General features: G+C 52.4%; 26 protein-coding genes. 9 read left to right on the top strand and 17 right to left on the bottom strand.

Annotation, left to right across the window (positions count from 1 at the left end):
• Positions 1 to 31 precede the first annotated feature (31 nt).
• The 6 genes from ABXS88_RS11775 to ABXS88_RS11750 all read right to left on the bottom strand — a co-directional run bounded on the left by ABXS88_RS11775 (position 32) and on the right by ABXS88_RS11750 (position 7,821).
• Positions 32 to 2,542 (bottom strand): penicillin-binding protein 1A, encoded by a 2,511-nt coding sequence (locus ABXS88_RS11775; protein WP_353672238.1) that lies wholly within the window; start codon positions 2,540 to 2,542, stop codon positions 32 to 34.
• A gap of 170 nt (positions 2,543 to 2,712) precedes the next feature.
• Entirely contained in the window at positions 2,713 to 3,918 is a 1,206-nt protein-coding gene (locus tag ABXS88_RS11770; RefSeq protein WP_353672237.1) for a phosphoglycerate kinase, read from the bottom strand.
• A gap of 230 nt (positions 3,919 to 4,148) precedes the next feature.
• Entirely contained in the window at positions 4,149 to 5,237 is a 1,089-nt protein-coding gene (gene gmd / locus ABXS88_RS11765) for a GDP-mannose 4,6-dehydratase (protein ID WP_353672236.1), read from the bottom strand.
• A 237-nt stretch (positions 5,238 to 5,474) separates the two neighbouring features.
• On the bottom strand, positions 5,475 to 6,206 hold the full coding sequence (locus tag ABXS88_RS11760) for a sugar transferase (RefSeq protein WP_353672235.1): 732 nt from the start codon (positions 6,204 to 6,206) through the stop codon (positions 5,475 to 5,477).
• Between the two features lie 110 nt (positions 6,207 to 6,316).
• Entirely contained in the window at positions 6,317 to 7,447 is a 1,131-nt protein-coding gene (locus ABXS88_RS11755; RefSeq protein ID WP_353672234.1) for a glycosyltransferase, read from the bottom strand.
• 17 nt (positions 7,448 to 7,464) lie between these two features.
• Positions 7,465 to 7,821: a single-stranded DNA-binding protein gene (locus tag ABXS88_RS11750; RefSeq protein WP_353672233.1), complete on the bottom strand. Its 357-nt coding sequence runs from the start codon at positions 7,819 to 7,821 to the stop codon at positions 7,465 to 7,467.
• A 110-nt stretch (positions 7,822 to 7,931) separates the two neighbouring features.
• Here ABXS88_RS11750 and purE point away from each other — a divergent pair, with 110 nt between their 5' ends.
• Together purE and ABXS88_RS11740 are read left to right on the top strand one after the other, a co-directional pair.
• Positions 7,932 to 8,465 carry a 5-(carboxyamino)imidazole ribonucleotide mutase gene (gene purE / locus ABXS88_RS11745; protein WP_353672232.1) on the top strand — a complete coding sequence of 178 codons (534 nt, stop codon included), beginning with the start codon at positions 7,932 to 7,934 and terminating at the stop codon, positions 8,463 to 8,465.
• A gap of 100 nt (positions 8,466 to 8,565) precedes the next feature.
• Positions 8,566 to 9,330, top strand: coding sequence for a tetratricopeptide repeat protein (locus tag ABXS88_RS11740; RefSeq protein WP_353674816.1), 765 nt, complete (start codon positions 8,566 to 8,568; stop codon positions 9,328 to 9,330).
• 87 nt (positions 9,331 to 9,417) lie between these two features.
• On the opposite strand, the gene ABXS88_RS11735 is transcribed toward ABXS88_RS11740, so the two are convergent.
• The 4 genes from ABXS88_RS11735 to ABXS88_RS11720 form a co-directional block, all read right to left on the bottom strand.
• Complete coding sequence (locus ABXS88_RS11735; protein WP_353672231.1) at positions 9,418 to 9,690, bottom strand: hypothetical protein; 273 nt, start codon at positions 9,688 to 9,690, stop codon at positions 9,418 to 9,420.
• A gap of 25 nt (positions 9,691 to 9,715) precedes the next feature.
• Positions 9,716 to 10,102, bottom strand: a complete 387-nt coding sequence (locus ABXS88_RS11730) for a hypothetical protein (protein ID WP_353672230.1) — start codon at positions 10,100 to 10,102, stop codon at positions 9,716 to 9,718.
• 34 nt (positions 10,103 to 10,136) lie between these two features.
• The gene (locus ABXS88_RS11725) at positions 10,137 to 10,454 is read right to left on the bottom strand and encodes a hypothetical protein (protein WP_353672229.1); all 318 of its coding nucleotides are present in this window, start codon (positions 10,452 to 10,454) and stop codon (positions 10,137 to 10,139) included.
• A gap of 152 nt (positions 10,455 to 10,606) precedes the next feature.
• Positions 10,607 to 10,945, bottom strand: a complete 339-nt coding sequence (locus tag ABXS88_RS11720; RefSeq protein ID WP_353672228.1) for a hypothetical protein — start codon at positions 10,943 to 10,945, stop codon at positions 10,607 to 10,609.
• A 302-nt stretch (positions 10,946 to 11,247) separates the two neighbouring features.
• Here ABXS88_RS11720 and ABXS88_RS11715 point away from each other — a divergent pair, with 302 nt between their 5' ends.
• The 6 genes from ABXS88_RS11715 to ABXS88_RS11690 all read left to right on the top strand — a co-directional run bounded on the left by ABXS88_RS11715 (position 11,248) and on the right by ABXS88_RS11690 (position 16,354).
• A complete protein-coding gene (locus ABXS88_RS11715) occupies positions 11,248 to 12,186 on the top strand; it encodes a GDP-L-fucose synthase (protein ID WP_353672227.1) in 939 nt (312 codons plus the stop codon).
• A gap of 364 nt (positions 12,187 to 12,550) precedes the next feature.
• Complete coding sequence (locus tag ABXS88_RS11710; RefSeq protein ID WP_353672226.1) at positions 12,551 to 12,862, top strand: BMC domain-containing protein; 312 nt, start codon at positions 12,551 to 12,553, stop codon at positions 12,860 to 12,862.
• 107 nt (positions 12,863 to 12,969) lie between these two features.
• Positions 12,970 to 13,308 carry a BMC domain-containing protein gene (locus ABXS88_RS11705; protein ID WP_353672225.1) on the top strand — a complete coding sequence of 113 codons (339 nt, stop codon included), beginning with the start codon at positions 12,970 to 12,972 and terminating at the stop codon, positions 13,306 to 13,308.
• A gap of 19 nt (positions 13,309 to 13,327) precedes the next feature.
• Positions 13,328 to 13,639, top strand: coding sequence for a EutN/CcmL family microcompartment protein (locus tag ABXS88_RS11700; RefSeq protein WP_353672224.1), 312 nt, complete (start codon positions 13,328 to 13,330; stop codon positions 13,637 to 13,639).
• Between the two features lie 58 nt (positions 13,640 to 13,697).
• The gene (locus ABXS88_RS11695; protein WP_353672223.1) at positions 13,698 to 15,680 is read left to right on the top strand and encodes a ribulose bisphosphate carboxylase small subunit; all 1,983 of its coding nucleotides are present in this window, start codon (positions 13,698 to 13,700) and stop codon (positions 15,678 to 15,680) included.
• A 29-nt stretch (positions 15,681 to 15,709) separates the two neighbouring features.
• Positions 15,710 to 16,354 (top strand): hypothetical protein, encoded by a 645-nt coding sequence (locus ABXS88_RS11690; RefSeq protein ID WP_353672222.1) that lies wholly within the window; start codon positions 15,710 to 15,712, stop codon positions 16,352 to 16,354.
• A gap of 24 nt (positions 16,355 to 16,378) precedes the next feature.
• Here the strand turns inward: ABXS88_RS11690 and ABXS88_RS11685 are convergent, their stop codons facing one another.
• The 6 genes from ABXS88_RS11685 to sat all read right to left on the bottom strand — a co-directional run bounded on the left by ABXS88_RS11685 (position 16,379) and on the right by sat (position 24,587).
• Positions 16,379 to 17,074 carry a response regulator transcription factor gene (locus tag ABXS88_RS11685; protein ID WP_353672221.1) on the bottom strand — a complete coding sequence of 232 codons (696 nt, stop codon included), beginning with the start codon at positions 17,072 to 17,074 and terminating at the stop codon, positions 16,379 to 16,381.
• 78 nt (positions 17,075 to 17,152) lie between these two features.
• On the bottom strand, positions 17,153 to 18,286 hold the full coding sequence (locus ABXS88_RS11680; protein ID WP_353672220.1) for a glycosyltransferase family 1 protein: 1,134 nt from the start codon (positions 18,284 to 18,286) through the stop codon (positions 17,153 to 17,155).
• Between the two features lie 57 nt (positions 18,287 to 18,343).
• Positions 18,344 to 19,495 carry an NAD-dependent epimerase/dehydratase family protein gene (locus ABXS88_RS11675; RefSeq protein WP_353672219.1) on the bottom strand — a complete coding sequence of 384 codons (1,152 nt, stop codon included), beginning with the start codon at positions 19,493 to 19,495 and terminating at the stop codon, positions 18,344 to 18,346.
• Between the two features lie 84 nt (positions 19,496 to 19,579).
• The gene (locus tag ABXS88_RS11670; RefSeq protein ID WP_353672218.1) at positions 19,580 to 21,199 is read right to left on the bottom strand and encodes a hypothetical protein; all 1,620 of its coding nucleotides are present in this window, start codon (positions 21,197 to 21,199) and stop codon (positions 19,580 to 19,582) included.
• 98 nt (positions 21,200 to 21,297) lie between these two features.
• Positions 21,298 to 23,334, bottom strand: coding sequence for a caspase family protein (locus tag ABXS88_RS11665; protein WP_353672217.1), 2,037 nt, complete (start codon positions 23,332 to 23,334; stop codon positions 21,298 to 21,300).
• 71 nt (positions 23,335 to 23,405) lie between these two features.
• Positions 23,406 to 24,587, bottom strand: coding sequence for a sulfate adenylyltransferase (gene sat / locus ABXS88_RS11660; RefSeq protein WP_353672216.1), 1,182 nt, complete (start codon positions 24,585 to 24,587; stop codon positions 23,406 to 23,408).
• 221 nt (positions 24,588 to 24,808) lie between these two features.
• On the opposite strand from sat, the gene ABXS88_RS11655 reads away from it, so the two are divergent.
• Complete coding sequence (locus ABXS88_RS11655; RefSeq protein ID WP_353672215.1) at positions 24,809 to 25,291, top strand: PAS domain S-box protein; 483 nt, start codon at positions 24,809 to 24,811, stop codon at positions 25,289 to 25,291.
• A 144-nt stretch (positions 25,292 to 25,435) separates the two neighbouring features.
• Here ABXS88_RS11655 and ABXS88_RS11650 read toward each other — a convergent pair whose 3' ends face one another.
• Positions 25,436 to 26,248 (bottom strand): carbonic anhydrase, encoded by an 813-nt coding sequence (locus tag ABXS88_RS11650; protein WP_353672214.1) that lies wholly within the window; start codon positions 26,246 to 26,248, stop codon positions 25,436 to 25,438.
• Positions 26,249 to 26,375: the final 127 nt, after the last annotated feature.

Genomic DNA, 26,375 nt, shown 5'->3' with positions numbered 1-26,375 from the left:
GAAATTTTGAATTGGCAGAAGATCGTTTACGTTATTCCGTGGCTGGCTCTGATTTATAAGCCGCGGGGGGAGCCGGCAGTTCACCGCTACTAGTCGGTGGGGTTTCAGTGACCGATGTAGAAGTGCTCGGCGCGGGGGCAAGGGCGGCCCTTGGCGCTAATTCACGAGTTCCTTGAGGGGCTGGCTCCTGGGGTTGGCTTAACTCACGGCGACGACTGCGACGACGGCGGGGGGTTTCCGAGGCAGGGGGAGTAACCTGTTCAGAGCCAGTCGGATTAACCGGAGCCAAAAGGGTGATCCGACGACGTCGAATCGGTTCGGCCTGGATGGTGGGTTTTCGTCCCTCCAAGGGCTTGGGCAAGGGCGGGAAATATTGTACGGGCATGGCCTGAGTCGTCTTAGTCATAAACTGGCCCCAGATCAAGGCGGCGGTGCTACTCGCTCCGCGGGTGGGCTTGCTGTTATCATTGCCGAGCCAGACCCCTGTCACCAGTTGGGGAATATAGCCAATAAACCAAAGATCCTTGGCTTTATCAGAGGTTCCGGTTTTACCTGCCACCTGACGATCCCCTAGTTGCGCAGGCCGCCCCGTACCAGAGGTGACGACGCTCCGCATGAAGGACGTCATGATGGCATTGGTGCCTGGATCTAGGGCCACCTGTTGCTGATGCTGGGCCTTGTATAGTATCCGGCCCTTGCTATCCACCACCTGCTGAATCGCATAGGGGGTTACGTGCACGCCTTTATTGGCAAAGGTGCCGTAGGCACTGGTCATTTCCAGAGGTGTCATTTCCCAGGCCCCCAGGGCCAAGGAATAGGTTGGTTCTAATTTGGATTGTAGGCCCATCTTGCGAGCTGTCGTAATCACGGGGTTCCAGCCCACATCTAGGAGCAGGCGAACCGCAACGACGTTTACCGAGTTAGTCAGGGCTTCCCGCAGGGGCATCCAGTTGCCGGTATAGCTATCTCCATAGTTTTCAGGAGTATAGCCATTCACAGTAAACGGGGAATTGAGATAGGCGCGATTGGGAGAAATCCCTGCCGCGATAGCCGTGGCGTAGAGAATAGGTTTAAAAGTTGAACCAGGTTGACGCCTGGCCTGAGTGACACGGTTAAATTGACTGGTTTGATAATCTTTGCCGCCTACCATGGCCTTGATGGCACCAGTACGAGGATCGAGGGCCACCAAGGCCCCTTCTGAAAAACCTTGCCAATGCCCATACTCTGCCACCGATTTTTTCAGGATTGCTTCTCCCTGGCTTTGCCAAACCGGGTTGAGGGTGGTCATCACTGTAATGCCCCCGGCCCGGCGTTGGGTCTCGGGGACTTTGCCCCGCAATTCCTGCAAAATATAATCTGTGAAGAAAGGAGCTACCCGCTCAAAGCGCTTGAGGGGACTCGGTTTGACTACTAGTGTTTGGGCGATGGCCTGCTGGGCCGTTTGGGGCGTAATAAAACCCACTTCGGCCATGGTTGTTAGAACTTCATTGCGGCGAGTCTTGGCTGCGTCTAAATTAACGAGAGGAGAATACAGGCTGGGAGCAGGGACAACCCCAGCCAGAGTTGCTGCTTCTCCTAGGGTTAACTGGTCGGGGGTCTTGCTGAAATAGGCCCAGGCTGCATCTGCTACACCGTAGGCCCCGGAGCCAAGATAGACCAAGTTGAGATAGCGCTCTAGGATTTGTTCCTTGGAAAAGGTGGCTTCAATTTTCTGAGCCAGACGTACTTCCCGGATTTTACGACCAAAAGTCCGTTCTTGGGTCAGGAAAACGAGGCGAGCCAATTGTTGTGTAATGGTGCTTCCTCCCTCCACTAATTCTCCAGCCTGGAGATTGGAAAAAATAGCCCGGGCAATCCCTTGAAAATCAACACCCCGGTGCTCTTGAAAACGGCGATCCTCGCTAGCCACAAAGGCTTTTTCCACTAAAGGAGGAATGTGTCCCATTTTGACAAGATCGTGGCTCACTGGCCCAATTTCCTGCAACACCTTGCCATCATTGGCTTTGATGGTCAAGGTACCTGGCGGGGCATAGGTTAAAACCTCTTCCATCGATTCCTGGGTCATGGCCTCGAGGCAATAAACGCCCACTCCTAGGGAGATTAAGGCCGCGCTGGCCCCCGTTCCTAAACCTGTCCAGAGCCAGAAATGCGGCTGCTGGGCCCACTGGCCAAGCTTCTCCAGGGGAACCGCTAAGGTTGGACGACGGCGGCGGGATTTACGACGTGGACGACGACTCGGCCGTTCGCTAGTCGGGGCCATTGTGTTTTTTTCTGTTAACTCCTGGGGAGCACGGGCGATCACCGCAGTTGGAACTGTACCATTTTCCTCGAGTTGGCGATGCTCTGGATTTGGTCGGTCGGCGCTAGTCACGTCTTCTAAGGCCCTGCTCTGATCAGGATCTGCCGGCGAACCGAGGCCGGGGTCATCACCTGGGGTTTGCAGGGCCGCAGTTACTCCAGGCGATGGCTCAAGGCTTTCCGCCAAGCTACGCAGAGCCTGACTAAGATGATGTTTGAGAGGACGGGTAAACTGCTGGAACACGATGACCGGGGAGAGAATACCTAGAATAGTTTACTGACTTTTGAGGGGGCCAAATAGTTGCTTGTGTGACAGCTTATCCGACTTCCCTGGCAATCACATAGATCACGATCCTAGCAGTATCTCTCCTCCGATTCCGGTCGGCTTAGGCTCGGAGAGAAAGCCGATGGGACTTAAAGTTCATCCAGGGCGGCAATGCCGGGCAGGACTTTACCTTCCAACAATTCCAGACTGGCGCCTCCTCCAGTGGAAATATGACTCATTTGCTCGGCAACCCCGACTTTTTCAACGGCGGCAACGGAATCTCCCCCCCCAATAATGGTCGTGGCCCCTTTCCCGGTTAAGGTAGCCAAGGTGTGGGCAATAGCCTCGGTGCCAGCGGCAAATTGGTCAAATTCAAAAACCCCCATCGGGCCATTCCAAATCACCGTGGCACAATCCGCCAGGGCCTCCTGGAAGACTTTGATGGAATCCGGGCCAATATCCAGTCCCATCCAACCGTCGGGAATGTTGTCAATGCTGACGGTTTGGGCGTTGGCATCAGCGGCAAAGGCATCGGCTACCACCACATCCGTAGGCAAGAGTAGTTGAACGCCACGTTCTTTGGCCTTAGCTTCTAGGGCTTTAGCCAATTCTAATTTGTCTTCTTCCACCAGGGATTTACCCACGCTCAGGCCCCGGGCCTTGTAGAAGGTAAAAATCATGCCGCCGCCGATAATCAGCTTGTCACATTTTTCCAAAAGGGTTTCAATTACGCCGATTTTGCTAGAAACTTTGGAACCACCGACAATCGCCGCCAGGGGTCGTTTGGGTTCTTCGATGGCGCTCTGTAAAAATTGCAGTTCTTTTTCAATTAAATAACCGGCCACAGAGGGACTGAGGTATTGGGTCACCCCTTCGGTGGAAGCATGGGCCCGGTGAGCCGTGCCAAAAGCATCGTTAACGTACAGATCCGCATTGGCCGCTAGCTGTTGACAGAAGGCCGGGTCATTGGCCTCTTCTTCGGCATGGAAGCGGAGGTTCTCTAACAAGGCAACGCCCCCATTGTCGAGGCCAGCAATGGCCGTGGTCACTGCATCGCCAACACAGTCTTCACACATCACCACGGTTTGTCCCAATAACTCCGACAGGCGCTGGGCCACAGGAGTTAAGCGCATACTCTCAACTACTTTGCCTTTGGGACGACCAAAGTGGCTACCCAGAACAACCTTGGCCCCTTTTTTCAATAAGTCTTGAATGGTTGGCAGTGCCGCCCGAATACGAGTATCGTCCGTAATCTTGCCGGCATCATCGAGGGGAACATTAAAGTCCACCCGGACAAAGACGCGCTTACCGGCCACATCGGCTTCTGTTAAATTTGCGATTGATTTCTTGGGCACAGCCAATTCCTCCTGATGCTATAGGTGTTAAGTTTGTTTAACCCAAATTAAATCAGCCAATGTCTCTTCCGACAACTTATTTTTTTAACAAATGGGAGGGAAGAAGGGCCATAAAGCCAACGCAGTGTTGCTAGGGACTGAGTTGGGGCATTTACGCTCCGCCAGATTTTAGGTTGAAATCGCTTTGGACAAATTCCCCAGTCTTTCAAAAAATTAGGTGATTATTTTCCCTAATCCACTATGGTCTTGAGGGGACGACGAACATAGGCATTATCTGCCGCCAATAGGGCCCGTTCCCGCTCTCCTTGGTTGGGGGAGGCTAAACCCAGCACCGCCAGATCGGCCTCGACCATCAAGTGGACTAACTCCTGAAAAGTCACCGAAGGTTGCCATTGCAAAGTGGTCTTCGCCTTACTGGGATCGCCGATCAATAATTCCACCTCCGCTGGACGTAGATACCGTTCATCAAAGGCTACATATTCCTGCCAGTTAAGATTGACATACTCAAAGGCCTGGGTCAGGAAATCTCGCACCGAGTAGGTTTCCCCTGTTGCCACCACATAATCCCCTGGGGTGGAATGTTGCAACATTTTCCACATGGCCTGGACGGAATCCTTGGCGTAACCCCAATCCCGCTTCGCGTCTAGATTGCCTAGGTATAGTTTTTTTTGCGTTCCGGCCACAATACGGGCCAGGGCCCGAGTAATTTTGCGAGTAACAAAGGTTTCTCCGCGCCGGGGGGATTCGTGGTTGAACAGTATTCCATTACAGGCAAATAAATCGTAGGATTCTCGATAATTGACCGTCTGCCAATGGGCATAGACCTTGGCACAGGCGTAGGGACTGCGGGGATAAAACGGCGTCGTTTCTCGCTGGGGAACTTCTTGCACCAGGCCAAACATTTCCGAGGATCCGGCTTGGTAGAAACGAACTTGGATGCCCGTGCGGTGTTGGTAGTCGCGGATGGCCTCAAGCAAGCGCAGGGTCCCCATGCCCACCACATCCACCGTGTACTCCGGGGAATCAAAACTAACGCGGACGTGGGACTGGGCGCCGAGATTATAAATTTCCACCGGCTGAATGGCCTCTAGCAGACGCCGGAGGGTCGTGCCGTCACTCAGATCGCCGTAGTGGAGGCGGAGGCGGGCCTCAGCATCGTGGGGATCAACGTAGAGGTGGTCGATGCGGTCGGTGTTGAAGGTGGAGGTGCGACGAATAATGCCGTGGACAATATAGCCTTTTTCCAGTAATAATTCGCTCAGATAGGAACCATCTTGACCGGTAATGCCGGTGATTAGGGCGACTTTGGCATCGGACATAGAGGGAAAGTAATCCTAATGTGAATGGTAGATCTCTCCCTAGAATACCAGAGCCCTATTCTGGGATACACTGATCAAGACCAGGACTCCAACCCTACTCGTTTTTTAGTGGGGCCGAGACGTCGGTAATTCATTCCAAGGGTCATCCTCCTATATCCGCTAGTATTGGCGAATTTAGGGAGGAAAAACACCTCTTGTGGGGTATGTGACCTTCACCCTTAAGTGTTGGGAGTTAGCTTAATAAGCGCCATTGTTGTTAGGGAAGATCACCACTCCTAGGGTTTTAATAATTACCCATAAATCTAGCCAAAAGGTCCGATAGTTGACGTAGTAAACATCAATTTGCACCCGTTGGGGGTAGGGAATATCATTGCGGCCAGACACCTGCCAAAGGCCTGTCAGTCCAGGGCGAATCGTTAACACGCGATTAATGCGATTGCCGTACTTGTGGAGTTCTTCAGGTACCAGAGGTCGGGGGCCGACTACGCTCATATCCCCCTTGAGGACGTTCCAAAACTGGGGAAATTCATCCAGGCTAGTGAGGCGTAAAAACTTGCCAATCCAAGTGATACGGGGGTCGTCCCGGAGTTTAAAGTTAGTTTCAAATTCTTCGCGAGTCTGGGGACACTTGGCCAATAAGTTTTCTAACACTTCATCGGCGTTGGTGACCATGGTGCGAAACTTATAGCAGTTGAAGGGGCGATGGTTCTTGCCGACTCGCTGCTGCACATAAAAAATCGGGCCGGGGGAACTAACCGCGATCAGCACCGAGAGGATAAGGTAGAGGGGCGAAAATAAAACGAGGACTGCCGAGGAAAATACAATATCAAATAGTCGTTTGGCAACGGCTCCATTCAGGGCAGTGACACTACTTCTTCGATACCGGCGGGGTAGGACCGTGGGGGCAAATCCGCGTCTCATCAAAGCTTGCAGGGCCTTGACGGAGATCAATTGGCTATTCGCAGTCATCGTACTCCTTCACATCACTTCACATCACACCACATTGTCCCTAATCATAAAGCCAGATTACCCGATTTAGGCAAGCCCGGCTAAAAAACTGGAACGGTTTCACCGCTGCGTTAGGAAAAAAACGCTTGACGGCACTGCTCCACAAAGGCCGTGTAGGCCTCAGCAAAGACTTGGGGGGAGAAGTTAGTCGCCTGCTGACGACAATTCTCTTGCTTAAATTGATGCTGAATTTCCGAAAAAGTTTCAACCGCTTTCACCAGGGCCGCTACGGTTTGCTCTCGAAAGAAAAGCCCCGTGCCTTGTTCGGGAAATTGCTGGACATCGACCACGGTTTCTAGGGCTCCCCCCTGGCCGTAGGCAATCACCGGCGTGCCACAGGCCTGAGCCTCTACTAGGGCAATACCAAAGTCTTCACAGGCCGCATAGACAAAGGCTTTGGCTTCCGCCATGTATTTCTCGACAACGGCGTTGGGTTGATTGCCGAGGAGCTGAATATTGGGCCGGGCCAGGGCCTGTAAACGAGAGAGTTCCGGGCCATCACCGATTACGATCAGGGGCAGGCCCAACTGGTTAAAGGCCTGAACAATCAGTTCTACTTTTTTGTAGCTGACTAGACGACAAACCGTTAGGTAATAGTCGGCTTTTTGAACTTGAGTCGTGAAGCGTTGGAGGTCAACGGGGGGATAGATTACCTTGGCCTCCCGTCGATAGCACCGCCAAATGCGTCGGGCCGTGTGACGAGAGTTGGCGATAAAGTAATCGACACGATGGGCAGAAATCACATCCCATTGGCGCAGTTGATGGAGCAAATAACGGGTTAGGAATCCAGGCAGGCCCCGGCCCACTTTGCTGTTATCTAGATAGTCAAAGGTCAGATCCCAGGCATAGCGCATGGGGGTATGGCAGTAGCAAATGTGCAGTTGCTGGGGAGTCGCCAAGACCCCCTTGGCCACGGCATGGGAAGAGGAAAGAATAAGGTCGTAGGGCCGCAGGTCTAGCTGTTCAATGGCCAGGGGCAAAAAGGGCAGATATTTTTGTACGCCATTGTGGGCTAGGGGAAAGTGTTGCAAAAAGGTCGTGCCAATCCGTCGGCCGTACAGATAACTGTTAGGATTGCTGGATTCAAAATCAATGAGCGCATAGACATCCGCCGGTATTTGCGCCAGGATGGCCTGGACAACGAGTTCAGACCCCCCTGTAGCCTTTGGGGTTAACCATTCGTGGACAAGGGCAGATTTCATGGAGAGGGACAGTGACCTTAAAATTCGCTAGGCATATCCGGTGCGCTGGCATTATCCCGCTTGGAGCCTAACAACTCTAAGCGATCTACCTTGATTACCGGCTTAGAACGTTTGGCATCGCTATTGCGGTCATTCCAGGTTTCAATTTTAAGAGACCCTTGGATACCGACCAAACTGCCTTTTTTGACGTAGTTGGCGGCAATTTCAGCGGTTTTACCCCAAATTTCCAAGTCAAACCAGTCTGGCTCATCACTTTTACTGGTAGGCCGATTCACCGCTAAAGTGAAGTTGCATTTCACGCTCCCCGATTCAAAATAGCGGACTTCTGGGTCACGGCCGGCTCGACCGACGAGGTTGACAACATTAATACTCATGACGACCTGGCTCCAGGGAGAAACAACAACAATCCCTAGTCATTCTAAGGCCAGGGGAAAAAAATACGGCACAATACGGTTGATAACCTTTACTTAAGCAACCTAGGGCCATGGTGCATTCTTCCCCTCTTGTCGGCATCATTATGGGGAGCGATTCCGACCTCCCAACCATGCAGGCGGCCGCAACCATCTGCGACCAATTTACCATCCCCTACGAAATCGCCATTGTCTCGGCCCATCGGACACCGGAAAGAATGGTGGCCTATGCCAAAATGGCTCATCAGCGGGGTCTGAAGGTGATTATTGCCGGGGCGGGCGGCGCGGCCCATCTGCCAGGGATGGTAGCGGCTCTAACCCCTCTGCCCGTGATTGGCGTCCCGGTACAGAGCAAAAGTTTACAGGGCCTGGATTCTCTCTACTCCATTGTCCAGATGCCGTCCGGAATTCCCGTAGCCACTGTCGCTATCGGTAATGCCACCAATGCGGCCCTGTTGGCGGTTCAGATGCTTGGGAGCCACGATCCGGACTTGTTGGAGCGAGTTCTGGCCTATCGTCAAGAGCTGGAAACAACGGTGTTGGAGAAGCAACGCCTGCTAGAAGACGTAGGCTATCAGGCCTATTTGACAGAGATGGGCCATAATTGAGGATTAGTACCTAGTCTATTTGAGGGTGAGGATGTTTTTGAACGCGAATCAGCGCCGTCGCCTAGGGCTGGGCCTCGCTTTGCTGTATTGGGCCTTGGCCCTGGTCTTGCCCCTACCAGTACAAGCTGAAGAAATCGCTCCTGTTCCCTCAGAAGCCCAGGTTCAGGAGGGAGAAGCCATCGCCCAACAGGCCTTTGAAGCCACTGAGCAAGGAAATTTTACCCAGGCTGAAGTTTACTGGAGCCAACTTATTGAGACTTTCCCCCAGAACCCTGCCGCCTGGAGTAATCGGGGTAATGCACGGGTGAGCCAGCACAAATTGGATGAGGCCATTGCCGACTTCAATGAGGCGATCCGTCTTGCCCCGGACCAACCCGATCCCTATCTCAATCGCGGTGCGGCCTTGGAGGGTAAGGGCCAATTTCAAGCGGCCATCCGGGACTATAACCAAGTTTTGCAAATCGATCCACAGGATCCCATGGCCTATAACAATCGGGGGAATGCCGAAGCGGGACTAGGTCAATGGCAACAGGCCCTGGCGGATTTTCACAAGTCCTCCGAAATTGCACCGAACTTTGCCTTTGCTCGAGCTAACGAGGCCCTGGCCTTGTATGAAGTGGGTCGGCCCACGGAAGCTATTAAACAGATGCGGGATCTGGTGCGCAAATACCCGATGTTTCCTGACATGCGGGCCGCCTTGACTGCGGTACTGTGGGTGGATGGTCAACAAGGTGAAGCGGAAAGTCATTGGGTTGCCGCCGTTGGTATCGATAATCGCTATCAAGACCTTGACTGGGTTAAGCATGTCCGCCGTTGGCCTCCTAGTATGGTGCAGGCCCTAGAACGGTTTCTTACCTTGCAGTAGTGTAATGACAAAAAACTCTCCTGAATGTTAAGGAGAGTTCGCGCATGATAATCGAAAAGGGCCAGGGCAGTAGGCGGAGGAGTCCCTCTATTCTTTATGAGACGACTTGTCCTTCGGTTCCCTCGAATATCGTCCATTATTGCTTTTAACCTTGTCCTCCTTGAGCAAAGCACGGGCTCGGCCAGGGTGGTTAATAATCGTCTGGTTAATCACCTGGGTAACTTGGTTATTATCACCGTTAATCAGGGTGTCTTGACTGGCTCCTTGGGCCGCTACCTGAGCAGAAGCAGGCAGGCCGAGACCAAACAGCAAGAGGACATAGCCCAGAGTCCACCAATAACCCGCAGAAAATCCCATCATTGTGTTGCTCCTTTACTAGACCCGCCTAGGGTTTGAGGTATTTATCCGCCGCGTTATAGACATCGGCGGTGGCATTCGTTTTGATTTGTACCGTCGGTGGATTCACACCGCTGGGATTGCCCTGGCCCCCCTGTTGGCGATGTTCGACGACTCGCCGTTGCTCTAGGGGGCCGCTGCCGCCAATATTGCCCTGGACTCCCTTGGTAACGCTGATATTACCGGAGCAGTTGCGGTCACTAGCCATGGTGACATCATTACTGCGCCGAGTAGGTTCCTGAGAACCACTAATGTTGTACTGAATGGAAACATCAGCTTGAATACACTGGGCCTGTGCGGCCTTCGCTTCAATAAGTCCCATGACCAGGACACCAGAACAGTACAATAAACTTAGGGGTAAAACTTTTCCCATCATCGGAATTGCTCCTAAAGGTCGTTTCAACGGTGTTTTATTGGCAATCTTGATAGACCCACACCCGACGGCTACTGGCTTGAGAATTACTAGAGGTGGTCTGGCGTAGGGATTGAACAGCCTGACCATTACTAGAGACACAGTACATTTCTAGGGTTTGGCGGGAGGCCGCCGGGGCGGAAAACTGGGGATGAGCACGGTATTTGCTAGGAACTGGACGACGACGGGGCGGAGTAGGCCCTGGGGTCTGAATACGAATAGTTCCGACTTGTACCTCTAGGGCCGAAGCCAAGTTCACTGGCTCTAGTATTGATAAACTTACTAGAACTAATAAAAATCCGTGCTTGGTTGTCATGGTCTACTCTCCCGCTGAGCTGCATCCGGTCCCACCCCCAAGAAAAATAGGGAGCAAACCACTGTCATCAGCATGACACAACGACTTCCGACGTTGGCTTGGTCGCTCCCCTGGTTTTTCTACTCTGGCGGCCGGTATGTTGGATTGATTGTCTAGTTGCCCTGGCGAATCATCATTTCAGTACTGCCATTGCGAAGGTTGCGGCGCACCTTAATCTGTTGATTATTTTCCTGTTGGCCGTAGTTATTAGAGCCTTGTTGTAGCGCATCTTGGTAAATGCTTTGGGCATTCCCCAGATTATCGGTGCTCGTCATACCTCGGTGTTGAGATTGAATCTTTTGGGTACTCCGTTGAAAGGAGGTATTGCCATCCCCATCCTGGGTGATCACCTGGGTTGCATCCTGGACATTAGCCTCATCGCCGGCATGGGCCGGTAGCGCTAAAGTCGTGAGGGTGGTCAGGGCCAAACAACCTAAAAGTAGCTTTTTCATGGTTAACAAATGACTCCATTCTCTTGTGAATTATGACGCTTAATACAGTTCAATCTTGCTTAACGAAACAAAATCGTTCTGTGCTTAACGTCTCCTCTAGAATAGGTGACGTCCCAGGGGATGTCAGTCCCTAGCTAAAGGGAAATTAACGGCAATGGGAGCAACAAATAGGGATTTGCCAAATCGCAAAAAGTAGAAAAAAGGTGAAAAAAGTGGAAATTTTCCGAATAGTCGCCTTCCGGGCTAGCCATGGTACACTACTTCCTATAAAGGCTTACTCCTGGGACTAAACCCGTACTGCCATGATGGATTTAGCAAACAAGCGTATTTTAGTGACTGGTGGAGCTGGTTTTCTAGGAAGACAGGTCGTCGAGCAACTCATCCAAGCCGGTGCCCAGGCCGAAAACATTACCATTCCTCGCTCCCGTGAGTGCGATCTCCGCCAATGGCATCATTGTCAACAGGCCGTTGCGGGTCAGCAGATTGTCATTCATCTAGCTGCCCATGTGGGGGGAATTGGTCTCAACCAAGCTAAGCCAGCGGAGCTTTTCTATGACAACCTGATGATGGGAGCCCAACTGATTGAGGCGGCCTACCGCGCTAAAGTAGAAAAGTTTGTTTGCATTGGTACTATCTGTGCCTATCCCAAATTCACGCCGGTTCCTTTCAAAGAAGAAGACCTCTGGCAGGGCTACCCAGAAGAAACTAATGCACCCTACGGCATTGCCAAGAAGGCCCTGCTCGTCCAACTCCAGTCCTATCGACAACAGTACGGCTTCGATGGCATTTATCTCCTGCCGGTCAACCTCTATGGCCCCGGCGATAATTTTGCCCCCCAGAGCTCCCATGTTATTCCTGCCCTGATCCGTAAGGTGGATCAGGCCCAGCAAAATAATGAGCCTTTCCTGGCGGTCTGGGGGGATGGCAGCCCCACCCGCGAGTTTCTCTACGCGACGGATGCGGCCCGAGGCATTGTGCTGGCTACCCAGGCCTACGACCAGCCGGATCCCATCAATTTAGGTACCAATTTTGAAATTTCGATCCGGGACTTGGTGTCCTTGATCTGTGAATTGATGGATTTTCAGGGAGACATCCTTTGGCAAACCGATAAACCCAATGGCCAACCCCGCCGTTGCCTCGATACCCAGAAAGCCAAGGCCGCTTTTGGCTTTACCGCCCAGGTCAGTCTACGTCAGGGCCTACAACACACCATTGACTGGTATCGTCAGCATCGTTCCTAGTGCTTTCTGACTTCATCACCAGCGGCGAACCGAGATGGCCCCATCGGCGCCTATCCGGGCTGGTTATGGCCTAGATTAACTTTGGTTAACCCTGAAATTAAAAAATATCATGTTCTTTTATATTGTCAAAGGGGCCAAGGTTTCCTATGCTTTTGATAGAGTCAATAGTTTCGCCGCTTCCGTCTAATTTTTCTGGCTTAAACCGTTTTTAGGAAAATTAGAACGAGATTTTGTGCTGTCGCTGGGCCTGGCCCTGACGAAATTCTCTGCCAAAAATCTCAAGGCAAAAATTTACCCCAAGCTCTTGCTCGAAAACGTCTTTTATTCTGTTTAATCTGGCTTAAGATAAGCGAGGAATTTAACCATGTCAATTGCAGTAGGAATGATAGAGACCAAAGGCTTCCCGGCTGTTGTTGAAGCCGCTGATTCGATGGTCAAAGCGGCTCGAGTAACGTTAGTCGGTTATGAAAAAATCGGCAGTGGTCGCGTGACTGTCATTGTCCGAGGCGACGTGTCTGAAGTCCAGGCCTCTATTTCCGCAGGCATTGAAGCGGCTAATCGGGTTAATGGGGGAGAAGTATTATCGACCCACATCATTGCACGTCCCCACGAAAACCTGGAATACGTTCTTCCGATTCGTTATACCGAAGACGTAGAACAATTCCGTACCTACTAAAAATTCTAGTCAAATTCCCTTGGGATAGTCGGTAGCCAAGGCAACGAAATTCGCCTTTGGTCACTAACGTCTGTATTTATGAAAAGTCTCTAGGAGCACCTAAGATCATGTCAATTGCAGTTGGAATGGTAGAAACCTTAGGGTTTCCAGCAGTCGTCGAAGCAGCGGATGCGATGGTTAAAGCAGCCCGTGTTACCCTGGTCGGCTACGAAAAAATTGGTAGTGGGCGCGTGACGGTCATTGTTCGCGGCGATGTTTCAGAAGTCCAGGCCTCTGTATCGGCCGGGATTCAAAATGCTCTGCGGGTCAACGGTGGAGAAGTCCTCTCGAACCATATCATTGCCCGTCCCCACGAAAACTTGGAATACGTCTTGCCCATTCGCTACACCGAAGCGGTCGAACAATTTCGGGATATTGTTAACCCGCGTCCCCTCCGGCGGATCTAGTAGGCAATTACTCTAAATTATGCAAATTGCCAAAGTACTTGGCACGGTGGTAAGCACTCATAAAACCCGTAGTTTAACGGGAGTTAAGCTCCTAGTAGTCCAATACATTAACGCTCAAGGTCAAGCCCTTGACCAGTACGAAGTGGCGGCGGATATTGTCGGTGCTGGCGTTAATGAATGGGTACTCGTCACGCGGGGGAGTGCCGCTCGGAAGGATAGTGGAAATGAAGAGCGACCCCTAGATGCCATGGTGATTGGTATTATCGACACCGTGACCGTGGAGAATCGTTCCTTGTACAGCAAAAAAGATGAGTATCGTACTTCAACCTAATCCTGCCACTCTCTTTTTTGAGACACTGTCTGACCATACGTAGGGGGGTTTAATTTCCATGGCAGTCCGTACTACAGTTGCTCCTACTAGCCCCTGGGCCAAAAACCTGGCGGAGCCCCAGATCGATCAAACGGCTTATATCCATTCCTTTTCTAACCTGGTTGGGGATGTGCGAGTCGAAGCAAGGGTAACCATTGCTCCCGGAACATCCATTCGAGCGGACGAAGGAACGCCTTTTCGGATCGGAGAGGACACCCTGATCCAAGAAGGGGTTGTGATTCATGGTCTAGACCAGGGCCAGATTTTGGGGGATGACCAGGCTGAGTACTCGGTTTGGATTGGTTCTGGGGCCTGTATTGCTCACCTGGCATTGATCCATGGGCCCGTTTATATTGGCGACCGGGCCTTTATTGGTTTCCGCTCGACGGTCTTTAATGCTCGGGTTGGCGCGGATTGTATTGTCATGATGCACGCCTTAATTCAGGACGTAGCTATTCCCCCAGGCAAGTTTGTCCCCTCTGGCGCTGTGATTACCAACCAACAGCAAGCGGAGAATTTGCCGGATATCCAAAAGAGTGACCGCCTACTGGTTCAACAGATCAAAAATCTAGGGCTGGATTTAGATCCGGGGACTGTGGTCACGGGCCCTCAGACCCCCTCTTCTCCAGGGGATTCCTTGGAAAATCCGGGTGTTGTAAACGAAACTCACTATATAAATTCAGGAAAAACGATGGGTGTTAATGCAGACGTTAGAAACCAAATCCGAGCCTTGTTAGCCCAAAACTATGCCATTAGTGGTGAACACGCTAACGAGCGCCGCTTTAAAACCAAATCTTGGATTAGTTGTGGCATTGCCGAAGGCTATCGAGATGAACAAATTATTGCGACAGTAGAGGGCTGGCTCCAGGACCACGCTGGGGAGTATGTCCGTTTGATTGGCATTGATACCCAGGCTAAACGTCGGGCGGTTGAAGTAATTATCCAGCGCCCAGGCGATGCTCCTGGAATCCCGGCCCGGGGGACGAGTGCGACACGTCACTACAACGGTGGTAATCAGGGGTCGAATAATTCCTTGGTTGGCCTCAAGGCGGATATCGCCAGCCAAGTGCGTTCTTTGCTTCATCAAGGTTGCAAAATTGGTCTGGAACACGCCAATGCCCGCCGTTTTAAAACCAGTTCCTGGTTGACGGGTGATATTATTGACACGCCCCGGGAAGGAGAAGCGATCCAACGTATCGAAGCCTTCTTGGCCGATCATGCCGGAGAGTACGTTCGTATAATTGGCATTGACCCCGTTGCGAAGCGCCGTCTGGCAGAAGTGGTAATTCAGCGGCCGGGAGAAGATAGCAGTAAGGGCTCTAGTAATGGCAATGGTAGTGCTTACTCCGGCGCTTCCGGTCTCGGGACAACCGGCCTGACGGCGGATGTGACGGCCCAAGTCCGCAGTCTACTGGGCCAGGGCTACGGCATTGCTGTGGAGCATACCGATAAACGACGGTTCCGGGCCAAATCCTGGGATAGCTGTGCCGCCATTACTAGTAGCCGCGAAGCGGATGTGTTAGCGGCAGTAATGGCCTGTGTGGCGGACCATCCCGGCCAATACGTTCGTTTGATTGGTATTGACCGCAAGGCCAAACGTCGTGTGGCAGAAGTGATTATCCAACGCCCGGAGGATGGCAATGGAAATGGCAAGGCCCCAACGACCCGCGCCCCCCTAAGTACGACTCCAGTGGCCCCTAGCCCTAGCTACGGTAACAGCTATAGCTCTAGCATCAGCCAAAGCCTAAGTGCAGACGTTGTGAACCAAGTCCGCTCTCTCCTGGCCCAGGGATACCAAATTGGTACAGAGCATACCGACCCGCGTCGTTTCCGGGCAAAATCGTGGCAGAGTTGCGCACCGATTACCAGTACTCGGGAAGCAGAGGTTTTACGCTCCCTCGAAAATTGTCTGGCCGATCATAGTGGCGAATATGTCCGCTTGTTAGGGATTGATACCAAGGCCAAGCGGCGTGTGCTTGAGACCATTATTCAACGTCCCTAGCAAGATTCTTTGGGAGTTTGGCCATCACCATGTCACGACCCTCCGCTCATTTGGTTAGTCAATCGGCGTATTTGGTGAGGGGCCAAATCACCATCCATGAAACGGCAGTCATTGCTCCCGGCACGATTTTGCAAGCAGATCCCGGCTACCAAGTTGTGATTGGAGCCGGTGTTTGTATTGGTCGAGGTTCAATTATCCATGCCTGGGGCGGCCCTATTATTCTTGCGCCGGGGGCCATCATCGGGCCTCGGTGTCTGGTTATGGGCCAAGTTGAGGTGGGGCAAGATGCTTGCCTGGGGGCAGAGGTAACGCTTTGGAATACAGCAGTGGCAGAAAGGGCCTTAATCCCCCCCAAATCTCTGTTGGGAGACCCGTCTCGCCCCCAACAGGAAATCCCGCCATTACTGGAAGAAACCGTGTCAATCCCTTCTCCCTGGGATAGTGAAGCAGAGCATCCTGTTTCTCCTCCTGAAGCTACCCCAGAATCCTTAGCTTCGGAAGACGTCATCGTTGAGCTGAGTCCCCCAGCAACCGAAGAAGCTCCCCTGGCCGAACGGGAGGAACTTAAACCAGAGCGTTCGCCAGAAAAGCCCCCGGTAGTGGGTCAAGTCTATATCAATCAACTGCTGGTAACGCTTTTCCCAGAACGAAATTTATTCAAAAAAAATACCTAGCTCGAGCAACATGGAGGCGTCTTGTCATCCGTCCTTGCGATGGTACTTGAGGGCAAAGCCGACTAATTCAGCTCGGTTATTAGTACGGGTCTTCCGCAGAAGATTACTCACATATTTCTCAACAGTGCGAGGACTCAGGTGCAGATGTTGGCCAATGGCCACATTGGAAAACCCCTGAATCAGGACATCGAGAACCTCTAGCTCCCGCTGGGTTAGATTGAGCGATTCCAAATGGGCCAACATCGATTGATCCATGGCTTCACGGATTTGTTCGGGGATGTCAGCGTCTCCTGCCTGGGGACTAAGCGGCCGCTCTTCTCGCTGGAAGCGCAATTCATTTTGAATCACTTGGCTCCGTTCTAGAAGATTACGGGCAATGGCCAATAATTCCAGTAAGTTAAAAGGCTTCGGTAAGTAGGCATCACAGCCCATCTGATAGCCCTGAATTCGTTGTTCTGGCTGGTCACACTCCGTTAATAAAATAACCGGCAAGAGCCGAAATTCCGGCCGTTGACGCAATTCCCAGAGTAAATGATAGCCGTCTTGCTTGGGCATTTTCACATCGGAGATTAGCAGATGGGGATGATAAGTGCTGAGCAGGGCCATGGCCTCTTGGCCATTATTGGCGGTGATCACAGCGTACCCCTGCATTTCTAAAAAATCCTTTACCAGGGAGCAGGTACTGGGATCATCGTCGGCCATTAAAACCAAAAGCGGCATAACGTACCTGCTAGGTTGCATTTTGTCAACATTAATAGCCTACCATCCGTCCCCAGTTTCTCCAAGGGGGAGGGCAGACTAGGCCACCTGGGGCAGGGAAGAACGTCCGAGGATCTGTTCGTAATAGGTTTGAAGTTGTTGAGTAGCGGCGGCCCAACCCCAGCGTTCTGCTTCAAGACGGGCATTGCGCCGTAGGGTTTCCCGCTCCTCTGGCGAGGCGAGTAGTCGTTGGGTTGCCGCCACAACCCCCTGAGGGTCTTGGGGATTGAAAAGATAACCATTAATCCCATCACTAACAATGTCGGTAATACCTCCAGAGGCCGCCGCCACCACCGGACAACCCGCTGCCATGGCTTCTAACAATACTAACCCCAGGGTTTCAGTACGAGAGGGAAAAATAAAGGCATCGGCGGAGGCAAAGGCAGAGGCTAATTCTAAGCCCTGCATATAACCCGCAAAATAAGTCGGTGTTCCAGCAAAATGGGCTTCCAGGGCCTCCCGCTGGGGGCCATCTCCGACGATGGCCAGACGGGCCTGGGGAATCGCAGCCAAAACCGGTTTAATTTCATCAATTTGTTTTTCAGCGGAGACTCTTCCCACGTAGAGTAATAGGGGGGCTTCGGGATGGCCCTGGGAAAGCTTCTCGCGCATGCTTCGGGAGGCTAGATGAGGTTGGAAAAGCTCCGTATCAACGCCCCGTTGCCAGAGGTCAACCCGCTCAATGCCGTGGCTTTGCAGTTCCTGTACCATGGCCGACGAAGTACAAAGATTGAGCATAGCCTGATTATGACCCAACTTGAGGAGTTCCCAGAGGAGACCCTCTAAGGCCCCTAGGCCATAATGCTGGAGGTATTGGGGTAGGTGGGTATGGTAGGAGGCCACCAAGGGAATCTGGAGGGTTTTGGCATAGTAAATGCCGCCGACCCCCAACACTGCCGGATTGACGACATGGATCACGTCAGGACGGAATCGTTGCAGGGCTTGCTTGAGTGGTGGCCCCGGAAAAGCTAGTTTAAGCTCAGGATAGAGAGGGAGCGGCATGCCCTTAACCCCATGGATCCTGGCCCCTTTGTATTCCCTTAAGCCTCCCTCTGGACAGAAGACCAGCACCTGGTGGCCCTGTCGCTGGAGGTGCTCGACGGTATGCTTGAGACGAGTGACAATACCGTCAATTTTAGGCAAAAAGGTTTCGGTAAAAAGCGCAATTCTCATAGGAAGCAAGGGGCAAAGTCTATTACCCCCTAGCAACCTAGAGGGAGGAATCCGCAATTAGCGTCGCCAGGAAACCGTGGGTAGAATATGTTTCTGGTCAATACGGTCTTTGTAGCGGGTGGCAAAGTTCAGCAAGGAATCCAGGAGGGAGTCAGAGAGATAGTGGGGTTTGAGACCCAAATCCAGAAGCTTCGTATTTTTAGCGTTAAAGTAGTGCTCTTCTAGCTCTACCCGAGGGTTTTCTAGGTGGTTAACGTCCACTTTGAGGCCCATGGCTGCGCCCGCTTTTTGTACCATGTTGGCCAAATCGGCAATACTAAAGAGTTCTGTGAACTGGTTAAAGACCCGGAATTGGCCTGGCTCTGCGGGATTGGCGATAGCCAGTTCAATACAACGCACCGTGTCCCGAATATCCAACAAGCCTCGGGTTTGGCCCCCTTTGCCGTAGACCGTCAGGGGATGGCCAATGGCGGCCTGGATACAAAAACGATTTAAAGCCGTTCCAAAGACCCCGTCGTAATCCAAGCGGTTGATCAGCATTTCATCCATGCCTGTTTCTTCCGTCAACACGCCGTAGACAATACCCTGGTTTAGATCCGTCGCCCGCAGACCCCAAATTTTGCAGGCAAAATGAATATTATGGCTATCGTGAACCTTACTCAGGTGATAGAAACTACCGGGCTGTTTCGGGTAGGGAAGGGTATCTTTACGACCATTATGTTCAATGGTAATGTAGCCTTCTTCGATATCAATATTGGGCGTGCCGTATTCTCCCATGGTTCCCAACTTAACCAAGTGGGCATTGGGGAAATCCTCTTTCATTGCGTAGAGGAGATTGAGGTTGCCAATAACATTATTGGCTTGGGTCAGTACGGCATGTTCCCGGTCAATCATCGAGAACGGTGCCGAACGTTGTTCCCCAAAATGAACAATGGCACTGGGTTCAAAGCGTCGTAGGGATTGGGTTAAAAAACTATAGTCGTTGATATCACCGATAAATAAATCAATTTTTTTGCCCGTTAGCTCGTACCATCGCTGAATTCGCTGATGAATGGTTGCAATCGGCGTTAGGGTCTCTGCGCCTAACTGGGCATCCCAAAAACGACGCACTAAACTATCTAGAATCCCGACTTCGTATCCCTTGTTGGACAGATGGAGTGCCGTAGCCCAACCGCAGTAGCCATCACCACCAATAACCAGAACTCGCATACTAAACTCGATAAACTTCTGTTGCTGATATCATCTAACTCAATGTATCAGGTCTGGGGACGGCCGAGGCCATTGATTCGAGGGCTACCATTCCATATCAAAATGGGGCATTAACTGTAGCGGGCCAATCCCTAGTTCTTCCGCAGAAAGGAAGCGTGCCTCAAAGAAGCCCAGCATATCCTTAAGTTGGGGATTCCCTCGAGAACGACCACTGACTCCCATCGCAATCAGCAGGCCGCAATAGCCTTTGGTGGATTGACAGCGTTGATTCCATTTTTGTCGAGCCTTGTGATGGGTCGGGCTATCTTGCAAAAATTCACCGAATAAGTATAGGTTCTTGGCGCCAGTCTGGAGGATGCCCAAGTCGTAGGAGGTTGCCGTCCAGGAATCTTCTCCCAGATTAAACCCCAGGCCGATAATCCCCCCCTCTTCCTGCAAGCGGTTAATCATTTCCTGGGCCTTGGGCCGGGAGGTCTGAATAATTAAAACTGGAAAGCCATCTCCTTGGGTTTCCACCGTCTGTTTTTGGCAATAGGCCCGGGGATTGTCGTGTAGGGCCTCCCGTACGGGCCAGGGAATCATCCCCAGGCTGAGACAGGCATTGGCCGGAACCAGGTCATTGCGGAGGGGACTCTGGGCGGTCTCATCGGCCTCATCCTCAATGGCCAGTAATTCTTCGATCAGGGGCGGTTGAATGGCCAGGCTGAGCTGAACCGTTGGCCCTGCCGTCGATGTCGTTGAAGGGGGAGCAATGGCGAGCTTCTGCTCCAAGGCTTCGATGGGGTCCTGGCTGAGATGCTTGTGATGTTGACGGACAAATTGTCGAATCCCCTCTAGGGCATAGTACACAACCTCCGCTTCTTCTTCGTCTAGGAAGGGACGGACGCCCTCTAACGGATGAACACTACCGAACAGTGGTACAACTTCATCAACGGAGAGTTCTCCGATATCGAAGGTGTCTTCGGGGTCAAAATTGTGGGCTTCGTAGTTCAGAAACCAGCAGTCTTGACTTAAAAAGGCTTGTTCCATTTGTTCCGGATCTTTTACCGAAGCGGCCATAACCCGAAACTGCTTCAGGGAATCTAAGGAACGATAGAGAATAATGCCGTACTCTTGACCAAGCATTCCCAACACACAGCCATAAATTTCTCGAGAAGCTTCGGCCGCATCCCAATGGATCGTAATGATTTCATGGTCGGTGAGATACTGCCAAGGGGCAACTTTCCAGAGCTGATCTGCTAATTGTTTGAGGGGCTTGCTGTAGGCCTTGGGTAGGGGGTCGGGGCGATTATCTTCGGGGGCCTCAAAACTGCGAAAAAGTTCGTCAATCAGGGGGAGTTCTGGAACGTAGTCAATAGCAATCCCCAGGCTTTGCAGGGCCCCCCGCAGAAAAAACTGGATTTCTCGATTCCGTACTACAATTTTTTGAGGACGGGCAGGAACCGCTGGACGACGAGGGGTTTCCATGGCTCGGATCAGCGTACGGACAATGGCTTCGGGGCCAATGTCACTAGCTACGATGTCCATGGCCCTGACCATCCCTTCGCTACCATCGACCCAAAGAATGCAATCCCCTGCTGCCGGACTATCACCATCAATACTGTACTCCCCTCCCTGTAGGGTGCGACGATCTCCTTCCCACACACTGGGAATTTGAGGCAACTTTTGGAGACGATGTTGGGTATTCGAGGGCAGGGAGGTCATAGAAAACACAGCCAGAGAGTCTGTTCAAAAAGCAGGGGCAAAGATTATTATCAGGGGTGCTCTTCATCCTAACAAGGATTCCGTCCCTTACCATCCTCCTAACCTTCGCCGGCTATTTGGTACAACAAGGGCAACGTTACCCAATCGGTGAGGGCCAGATAATAATTCTCTCCGTCTGAGGCGAGGGCCGGCGCTTGCAGAGCCTCTAGCAGGGCACGAATCAACGTCAGGGGCTGAGGAATGTCAACGAACTGACCTGGCGTGGGAGCCCAGTTGGCGAAGAGGCTCTGAACTACTCCGAAGGAGGCTGGGGCCGCCACCACAAACCATTGGTTTAGACCGGAAGTTTTACCACTAGGCAAGCGGTGGAGCTTCGGCGCTATCTGATTTTGATAGGCCATCAGGGGAGTCGGGGTTTCGTACCAAGCGATCATCTGGCCCTGGCTCCCTAATCCCAGAATTTGATAGTACAAGTCCAGGTTACTAAGGTTGTCGAGCTGTAATTGGAGGGGAATGTCCCGGGCAATTTGGGGCAAAAAGGTGGTAACCAGTGGGGCGGTTCTTTGGGAGTGGACGGTTTCACGTTGTTGCCACCAACGGAGACGCTGGCCCTCCAGGCTTCCTAGACTCGCCCGCAGACCGAGGGTCGTCGCGCCGTCATTGATTAGTAGCCGCAACCATTTCAGGGCCAGTAATCGTTCAAAAACAGGGTTCAGACGACCAATCGCCGATTTAATGGCTTCGCTTTCCTTGGCCTTGAGTTTCCCCAACGTCTGCCCCCCCTCCGTGAGCAGGATATAACCGTCATCGCTGGATTTTTCCAAGACACAATCCGCCATTTGCTCTCCAGCGTTGACGACCTGGGTCACGGTCGTAACGGCGGTGAGAGCACTGGTGGCATCGACCCGCTCAATACGATCTAATTGATGCCCCAGGGCCAACGTAAGGCTCGGATGTCGGGGTACAGCCCGGACTTTTTCTTGAATCCCTTGGCCGGGCTGGGGTATCGCAACAAGGGAACCTTGAATCACGGCCTTTGCCTGGAAACCATTGTGTTCTGTAATTTTGACAATTAGGGGCAGGGTACTATCGGCGGTCTGGACTTGGAACTGGGAATTAAGACGGGAGCAATTGAGCAGATCGGGAGCTAGCCCCCGAAGCGAGAGTAGGAGTGTCTGTTCGTCTAGGCTCTCCTGCACAAAGCCGTCTGCCCCCAGAAAAGGCCCTGCTAAGGTCGTGTCGCCCCAGGTTCCGGAGGGGTTGCCGCTCCCCTGGGGTTGTTGCTGATTTCCCAGACGGGGGACAAGACTATCTGCTGTATGGGCCAGGGCCACCTGGAGACGCTGGGGCGTAGCCGCTTGCCAGAGGTATTGGGTCAGAGCCTCGCTAAACATTCCGCACTGAAAGCCATTCCCGCGTAATTCAAAGGCTTCCCCATCGGCCTGCGTCGCCCAGAGCACCCAGCGATTTTTGAGGTTTTTTTTCAGATCCGGGAGGGTGGGAGCCGGGACGATCCCCTCTAAAGGAGCACTCCGACTCTGCAAATTGCCGGATAGGCTGGTTGAGCGAGGACTAAAACTACTGTCCAGAATCAGGGTGACTTTATCGGTGGCTAGGCCCTGTACGAGACTCCATAACTCAGACCAGGCCAGGCCCACTAACGATGTCGTTGATTCTCCAGCTTCAGCCGTCAGGAGAACAGGCTCAGGCATTGTCAGGCTTGCGGGTTGTGGTAACCAAGTGCCATAACCACTGAAGTGAACAACAATCCAATCTCCGGCCCGGGCCGGTTGGATTAAATGCTCTTGAAAGGCAGTTTTCAGGTCAGCTAACGTGGCCTGACTATCCACTAAACTCAGGACATCCGTTGGCTGAAAACCGTAACGCTCCACCAATAGATCCCGGTACAGGGCCACATCGGTGGCACAGCCCCCCAAGTCGGGCAGAAGATTATTGCCTGTCGCCGGTTTTGCGTACTGATTAATACCCACCAGCAGGGCCAACTTACGGGGGGCCGTCGCGGCGGTGGCTTGAAACGAGTCTGCCCAGCCTTGCCAGGGAAGCGTTCCCCAGGCCAGGGAACTGGCCCCCAGGCCAAAGCCGCATTTCAGGAAGGTTCGTCGATTCAAGCTCATAGGGAAAACCCTCTGATACAGCACGCCAGAGAGGCTCAGGCACGCAGTCCCCAAGCCCCCCTGTCCCATTGTTACCCCTCAGTGGCCGCGGCTTGCATGGCCCGAATCAATTCCTGGGCCACTTCAGGCCGAGAAAATTCTGGTGGCGGCATTTTACCTTGGCGGAGTAGCTCTCGCACCTTGGTTCCCGAGAGGTGAATGCGTTCTTCCTTACTGCTGGGGCTCGTTTTAGTAGTGGCCATCTGTTGGGTGCGGGTACAATAGAAGGCGTGCTCAAATTTCATGGGAACAATGCCCAGGGCCTCAGGCTTAAACTCATCAAACAGATACTGAGCATCGTAGGTGCCGTAGTAGTCACCGACCCCCGCATGGTCACGGCCCACGATAAAGTGAGTACAGCCGTAGTTTTTGCGGATCAAGGCATGGAAAATCGCCTCCCGAGGGCCCGCGTAGCGCATAGCAGAAGGATTAATGGCTAAAATCACCCGGTCTTGGGGGAAATAATGCTCTAGCATAATTTCGTAGCAACGCATCCGCACATCCGCCGGAATATCGTCGCTTTTAGTGGCCCCCACCAGAGGATGCAGAAACAGGCCATCCACCACTTCTAGAGCGCATTTCTGGATATATTCATGGGCCCGGTGAATGGGGTTACGGGTCTGGAAGCCGACAATGGTTTGCCAACCTTTTTCAGCAAATAATTTACGAGAGACTAGGGGATCGATCTGATAGGCCGGAAACTGGGGATGGGCTTCACGCTCTAGTAACCAAACCGGCCCGGCTAAATTGACAGGCCCTTGGTCGTAAACCACCTTAACGCCGGGATGGGCCTGGTCATCGGTGCGGTATACATTCACAGCCTCGTGGGCCCGGTTGTAGTAATATTTTTGCGTGAGTTCTAAGACCCCGATGAACTGACCCTGGGGATTATCGAGCCGCACCCAACTGCCTTCCTTGAGGGGTTCAGCCACCGCTTCCGCAACGGAGAGGGTAATGGGAATCGTCCAGGGCAGACCGTTGGTGAGGTGCATTTCCTCCACGACCAACTCATAATCAGCCTGTTCCATAAAGCCCTTCAGGGGACTGAAACCACCAATGGCAATCATCACCAGGTCAGAGGTGGCCCGTTCATCGAGCTGAATACGGGACAGATGATCCGCTTGGGCCAAAAATTCTGCTCGCTCCGCTGGGGTTGCAATGCGATTAATCAGTTGGCCACCGTGGGGGGCGATGCCGTCAACAGAAATACTCATAGGTCGGGAGAAAAGTAGGGTCTTCGATTGCCAGAATCAGGACGGCAAGCGTGATTGGTTCGTGGTTCATTGTATCAGTCTCTGCTGTCGATCATCGCGGCCAGGATAAACTGCCGATGGGGCCATCGTCTCAACGCTCAACTTTGTCGATGCAGAAGGCCGGAGACGGCCCTTAAGATAGGAAAGTAGCTACAACGAATGGAGTCTTTCGTTAACAATTCATGGCGTTCAAAGCTTTTTTAGATGCTTGTCCTCTAGGAATTTTCATTCTGGATGCCCAAGGCCACCCCTACTATGCCAATCTCAAGGCCATCGATCTATTAGGTAAAGGCGTTCTTCCTCAGGCTAATTTAGAGCAGTTAAACGTGATTTACCAGGCCTATCAAGCTGGCACCAATCAACTCTATCCTTTAGCAGAGCATCCTCTCCTCCTGGCCTTTCAGGGAGAAACGAATACCGTGACGGATCTGGAGATCCACCAGGGCGGCCAGATTATTCCCATTGAACTCACGGCCAGCCCCATCTTTGATAGCCAGGGAACCATGACCTTTGTAATGGCCATTTTGCAAGACTTGCGGGAACGCCAGCGCCAAGCCCAACAGCAGGAGCAATTTCGTCGGGAACTGATTCGTCGTAACCAAGGACTCCAACAGGAAAATGACAGCCTCAAGGCCAAGCTACAGCAACTGAGTTGCCAGAAATAGCGTCTACTCTACCGTTCACCTACGATATCGAGCGATGGAAAGTACTACCACCTTAGACGGTCTGCTGGGAATTCTGGCCCTGGGGATTTGCTGTGCTGGCCTAATTCTGCTCCTCACCGGAGTCAAGGCCCTGGGCAAAAAACCCTAGACAGAACCCCGATAGATTCTTTCGGCTTGTTCTGGGGACAAATGGGCGAACCCCGGCCGGGACATGGGACGATTCGCTGGTACAGCTAGGGTTGAGAGGGGCGTTGCCGGACTAGCAATCTTGAAGGGCTGATGGCTCAGGAGCGGACAACTGGGGTGGAGATTATACTCTGGCTCCGGGGTCGATAACCGACTCTGGGGAGGGACGAAATCGTGGAGAACCCCGTCATAGGCCAGAACTTCTCCGGTTTCAATGCGATAGATCCAACCGTGCAGGGCCAACTTTCCTTGGTGGAGTTTTGAGCGAATGATGGGGTAAGTCTGTAAATTTTCGAGTTGAGTTAGGACATTTTCGGCCACTGTCATCTCGATTAGTTCCTCTCCCTCTAGGTTGCTGTAATTTTCCAGCATGAGGCGACGAGTAGCTTCTGCGTGTTTGAGCCAATCGTAGACGAGGGGGAGTTTTTCTTGGAGAGAGTTAAGCTTGAGGAGGCCTTTCATCGCACCGCAGTGGGAATGGCCACAGACAATAATTTGCTCGATACCCAGAGCGGCAAGGGCGTATTCCATCGCCGCTCCTTCTCCTCCATTGGCCGCTCCGTAGGGGGGAATAATATTACCGGCATTCCGAATCACAAATAATTCCCCTACCTGGGCCTGGGTAATTAGATTGGGGTCAATGCGGGAATCCGAGCAAGTAATGAACAAAATCCGGGGGTGTTGACCGTGGGATAATTGCTCAAACAAGTCTCGATGGGAGCTAAAGTAACCCATCTGAAACTGTTGTAGTCCCTCAAGGAGTTTTTCCATGGAGCGCGGGGCATCAATAAGTTAGCAAATTTTCAATGGTTTATCATACCATTCCCCGTTTCTTCCCCTCATATTCAAAAAAGCTTGCCTAGGCCTCTTATTACCCCAGCCTCAAGGGGCTAAACCC

Origin of the sequence: Synechocystis sp. LKSZ1, assembly GCF_040436315.1 — a bacterium.
Classification (GTDB): Bacteria; Cyanobacteriota; Cyanobacteriia; order Cyanobacteriales; family Microcystaceae; genus Synechocystis.
The sequence above is the reverse complement of the archived record's forward strand: the minus strand, read 5'-3'. Positions and strand labels throughout refer to the sequence as shown.